This window comes from Streptomyces sp. 8L, assembly GCF_020176795.1.
Classification (GTDB): domain Bacteria; phylum Actinomycetota; class Actinomycetes; order Streptomycetales; family Streptomycetaceae; genus Streptomyces.
The window spans coordinates 5,887-10,045 of record NZ_JAIUKE010000355.1; the positions used below are offsets into that span (position 1 = coordinate 5,887).

Genomic DNA, 4,159 nt, shown 5'->3' on the forward strand with positions numbered 1-4,159 from the left:
CCCCGGCCCCCCCCCGGTCGCAAACCACCCCGGCCGCGCCGGAAACCGGCCGGGGGCCTGGCCCCGGCCCCCCCCCCCGGGCCGCCCGCGCGGGCCCCGGCCCCGCCGCCGCGACCGGACCGAGCCGTCCTGCGGTGCTGCATGGCGGTGCCACCGCAAGACGAAGGGCCCGCCCTCCTTGGAGGGCGGGCCCGTTCCGTTCGCCGCGGGGCGCGGGGTACGAGCACACGAGCGGTACGCGGGCGGCGCGCGAGCGCCTCAGCCTCAACAGCGGCGTCGGCCTCAGCCGAAGATCGCTTTGATGATCCAGTAGACGATCGCGGCCACGACCCCCGCGGCGGGCATCGTGATGAACCAGCCGATGACGATGTTCCGGCCGACCCCCCAGCGCACCGCGTTGACCCGCTTCGTCGCCCCGACGCCCATGATCGCCGAGGTGATCACGTGCGTCGTCGACACCGGCGCCTGGAAGATGTACGACGTGACATAGAGGATCGACGCGCCCGTGGTCTCCGCGGCGAAGCCCTGCGGCGGGTCGAGCTCGATGATCTTCCGCCCCAGCGTCCGCATGATCCGCCAGCCGCCCGCGTACGTACCGAGCGACAGCATCAGCGCACAGACGATCTTCACCCAGACCGGGATGGAGCTCGTGGAGTCCTCGTAGCCCGAGATGACCAGTGCCAGCACCACGACACCCATCGTCTTCTGCGCATCCTGCAGGCCGTGCCCGAGGGCCATGGCGGCCGCCGACACGGTCTGCGAGATCCGGAAGCCGCGCTTCACCTTGTGCGGGTTGGACCGGCGGAACAGCCACAGGATCGCCAGCATCACCAGGTAGCCGACGACGAGGCCGACCACGGGCGACAGGAACATCGGGATGACGACCTTCTCGACCACCCCGGACCAGATGACCGCGCTGCCGCCCGCGAGGGCCGCTCCCACCAGGCCGCCGAAGAGCGCGTGCGACGAGGAGGACGGCAGTCCGAGCCGCCACGTCACCACGTTCCAGGCGACGGCGCCCGCGAGCGCCGCGAAGAGGATGCCCATCCCCTGCTCACCGTGCGGAGTGCCGATCAGCCCCTTGCTGACGGTCTCCGCGACGCCCTGGCCGAGGAAGGCGCCGGCGAGGTTCATCACCGCGGCCATCGCGAGCGCGGCGCGCGGCGTGAGCGCGCGCGTCGAGACGGACGTGGCGATCGCGTTAGCGGAGTCGTGGAAGCCGTTGGTGTAGGTGAAGCCCAGGGCGACACCGATGGTCACGATCAGGACGAAGGTGTCCACGAAGCTCAGGACTCCTTGACCGCGATGGTCTCCACCGTGTTCGCGACGTGCTCGAACGCGTCGGCGGCCTCTTCAAGCACGTCGACGATCTGCTTGAGCTTGAGCACCTCCATCGCGTCGTACTTGCCGTTGAAGAGGTGGGCGAGCAGCTTGCGGTGGATCTGGTCGGCCTGGTTCTCCAGCCGGTTGATCTCGATCCAGTACTCGGTGAGGTTGCTCATCGTCCGCAGGTGCGGCATGGCCTCGGCGGTCAGGTCGGCGGCCCTGCTGAGGACCTCGATCTGCTGCTCGACGCCCCGTGGCAATTCCTCGATCTGGTAGAGGACGACAAGGTCGACGGCCTCTTCCATGAAGTCCATGATGTCGTCCAGACAGGACGCCAGCGTGTAGATGTCCTCACGGTCGAAAGGCGTGATGAAAGAGGAGTTCAGCTGGTGGAAGATCGCGTGGGTCGCGTCGTCACCCGCGTGCTCCGCGGCCCTCATCCGTTCTGCGATCTCGGCTTTCGCGGAGGAATCCGCACCGAGGAGTTCCATCAGGAGCTTCGAGCCGGTGACGATGTTGTCCGCGGACGCGGCGAACATGTCGTAGAAGCTCGTCTCCCTGGGGGTCAGACGAAAACGCACCTGGAGTCCTCGGGGTTACATGGAATTCGGTCAGGCCGATGCTAGATGAGTGGGCTCCCAGTGTCGCTCACCCGGCCTCACCACCCTGAAGGACCCCCTGACCCAAGCGCCACGTAGAGGTATCATATACCCGCAGGGGGTATATGCCCCTCAAGCGGATTCACCAGACAGACCCGGACGCACCGGATACGTCGGATACAACGGACACAAACCGCCCGCCGAGGGACCGAGCGGGGCTCACACACCGGAGGACGCCATGACGACCACAGACGCGGCCGGCGCGGACGCGACCGGCGAACGGCCCTCCGCGGCGGAGGCTCCGGCTCCGGGCGCCGGCCACCAGGTGTACGGCTACCACAAGCGCAAGGACGAGCACCTCAAGCGGCTGCGCCGGATCGAAGGCCAGATCAGGGGCCTGCAACGGCTCGTCGACGAGGACGTCTACTGCATCGACATACTCACTCAGGTCTCGGCCTCCACCAAGGCCCTCCAGTCCTTCGCGCTCCAGCTGCTGGAGGAGCACCTGCGGCACTGCGTCGCCGACGCGGCCGTCAAGGGCGGCTCCGAGATCGACGAGAAGGTCGAGGAGGCCACGCAGGCCATCGCCCGCCTGCTGCGCACCTGACCGCCCCGCCCTGCGCCACCCCGCCCCCGGACGCGGGACGGATCTCACGGCGTGAGATATCCGACCCCGACACGGCCGCCTTGGCTCAGGTCCGCCCCCCCGAATCGGGTACGGGGCTCCCGGCTCGCGCCCCTGCGGGGTACTACGCCCAGCGCCGGTCGGGCTGCCGGAGGCGGGCGGCGCGCTCGGCCGCCACGTCGAGCACCTCGTCGATACGGTCGGGGCTGAGCCGGTCCCCGTCCGCGGCGGACGCCGCGATCATCAGCTCTCCGCACAGCTCGATCTCGATGAGGGCCACGTGGTCCTGAACGATCGGCGTACGCAACGGAGCCACGTGCATCACCTCTCTCGGTCGGTGTCGGCTTCCTAGCGTAGGGAGGGTGATACTCGCCGCGCATGGCACTTCCGGACCATTTAGCGCCCAATCTTCGCGCCCGAGCAGTGGCCACCGCACATCTCACACATCCCGGACACCACACCGGCCTCAGGCGTCACAGAGCCCGCTCGGCCCCCGGTCGGGGACGGTCGGTCCCGGGGGCCGGGCCCGGGTCAGTCTTTGATCCGGCCCGCGTAGATGTCACCGGCCGGCGGCAGCTTCACGGACACCGGGCTGCCGAATTCGTAGAGCACGGTCGTCGAGGCGACCGTGACGGGACTGCCCTGGTTGAGGTAGCTGAAGCGCTGCCTGACCTTCCGCAGCCGCCCGGCGTCGTCCACGTACGCGTCGAAGGGGACCGCCTTCGACGCGAATCCCCTCCCCTTCACCGCCGCCGCCAGCGCGCTCCGCGCGTAGGGCGCGGCCTGTCTGCCCGCCGCGTCCAGGTCGGCGACGCCCCGGTAGTGCCTGACCGTGGTGCCCGCCAGGGTGCCGGTACCCACGTAGGTCACTCTGGCCGCCGTGCGCAACAGCTCCGCGGCGGTCAGCGGGTCCGTCGCGCCGCCCGTCACGAGGTTCCCGTCGCCGAGCGTCGCGGAGTCGACCCGTACCCACTTGTCGGCCGGCACGCCCGCGCCCCGGTTCTTCATGTAGAGCAGGGAGGGCGAGAGCAGCTCCGTGATCGGCCGGTGCTCCGACGAGCCCGCCGGGTCCTCGGGCAGAGTGAGGGTGAGGCTGCCCATCCGCTTGCGGAAGTCGTATCCGCCCTCGCCCCGGATCGTGACGCGCGTGCCGCCCACGGCCATCTCCATCGACGTCGCCGCCCGCGCGCTGCCCGCCGTGACCAGCGTCCCGGCCGCGTCCCGCACGGCGGCGGTGGCACCGGCGCTCCCGTGGTCGTCGGCCACGGCCCCGCCGGTGACCCCGCAGCCGCAGCACATCGCCACGGCGCCGGCGACACCCGCCAGGGCCACCGCCGTGAACACCCCGCTCCGGCCGTGCGCGTGACGCCGTCCCTGCTGCCGCTGCCGCTCCACCATCGCCTGCCGACCCCCAGCGCCCGACCGCCGCCTGCCCGAACCCGCCTGACCGTCCGGACTAACGACGCCGCGCGGCCCCCGGTCACGCCGGCGGGAGTGTGACACGCGCCGGAAACCGTGCGGCGCCGCCCCACTGCGCGGCTCCGACCCCCGCGGGTACGGTGGAGGGCGTGCGTGACCAACCCCCGGAATCCGCGGGCCCCTCCACGTC

Annotated in this window: 5 protein-coding genes; 1 reads left to right on the forward strand and 4 read right to left on the reverse strand. The window is 70.6% G+C overall.

Annotated elements, in window-relative coordinates; genetic code table 11:
• Positions 1 to 282: 282 nt before the first annotated feature.
• Positions 283 to 1,281, reverse strand: a complete 999-nt coding sequence (locus LCE31_RS26310; RefSeq protein ID WP_225018349.1) for an inorganic phosphate transporter — start codon at positions 1,279 to 1,281, stop codon at positions 283 to 285.
• Between the two features lie 5 nt (positions 1,282 to 1,286).
• Entirely contained in the window at positions 1,287 to 1,907 is a 621-nt protein-coding gene (locus tag LCE31_RS26315) for a DUF47 domain-containing protein (RefSeq protein WP_225018351.1), read from the reverse strand.
• Between the two features lie 256 nt (positions 1,908 to 2,163).
• On the opposite strand from LCE31_RS26315, the gene LCE31_RS26320 reads away from it, so the two are divergent.
• Entirely contained in the window at positions 2,164 to 2,532 is a 369-nt protein-coding gene (locus LCE31_RS26320) for a metal-sensitive transcriptional regulator (protein ID WP_225018353.1), read from the forward strand.
• A 142-nt stretch (positions 2,533 to 2,674) separates the two neighbouring features.
• On the opposite strand, the gene LCE31_RS26325 is transcribed toward LCE31_RS26320, so the two are convergent.
• Positions 2,675 to 2,872: a hypothetical protein gene (locus LCE31_RS26325; RefSeq protein WP_225018355.1), complete on the reverse strand. Its 198-nt coding sequence runs from the start codon at positions 2,870 to 2,872 to the stop codon at positions 2,675 to 2,677.
• A gap of 209 nt (positions 2,873 to 3,081) precedes the next feature.
• Positions 3,082 to 3,948: a hypothetical protein gene (locus LCE31_RS26330; RefSeq protein WP_225018357.1), complete on the reverse strand. Its 867-nt coding sequence runs from the start codon at positions 3,946 to 3,948 to the stop codon at positions 3,082 to 3,084.
• Positions 3,949 to 4,159: the final 211 nt, after the last annotated feature.

Excerpts from the sequence above, each read along its gene's own strand:
- LCE31_RS26330 (WP_225018357.1), bottom strand. The coding sequence starts at position 3,948 with ATGGTGGAGCGGCAGCGGCAGCAGGGACGGCGTCACGCGCACGGCCGG.
- LCE31_RS26325 (WP_225018355.1), bottom strand. The coding sequence starts at position 2,872 with ATGCACGTGGCTCCGTTGCGTACGCCGATCGTTCAGGACCACGTGGCC.
- LCE31_RS26320 (WP_225018353.1), top strand. The coding sequence starts at position 2,164 with ATGACGACCACAGACGCGGCCGGCGCGGACGCGACCGGCGAACGGCCC.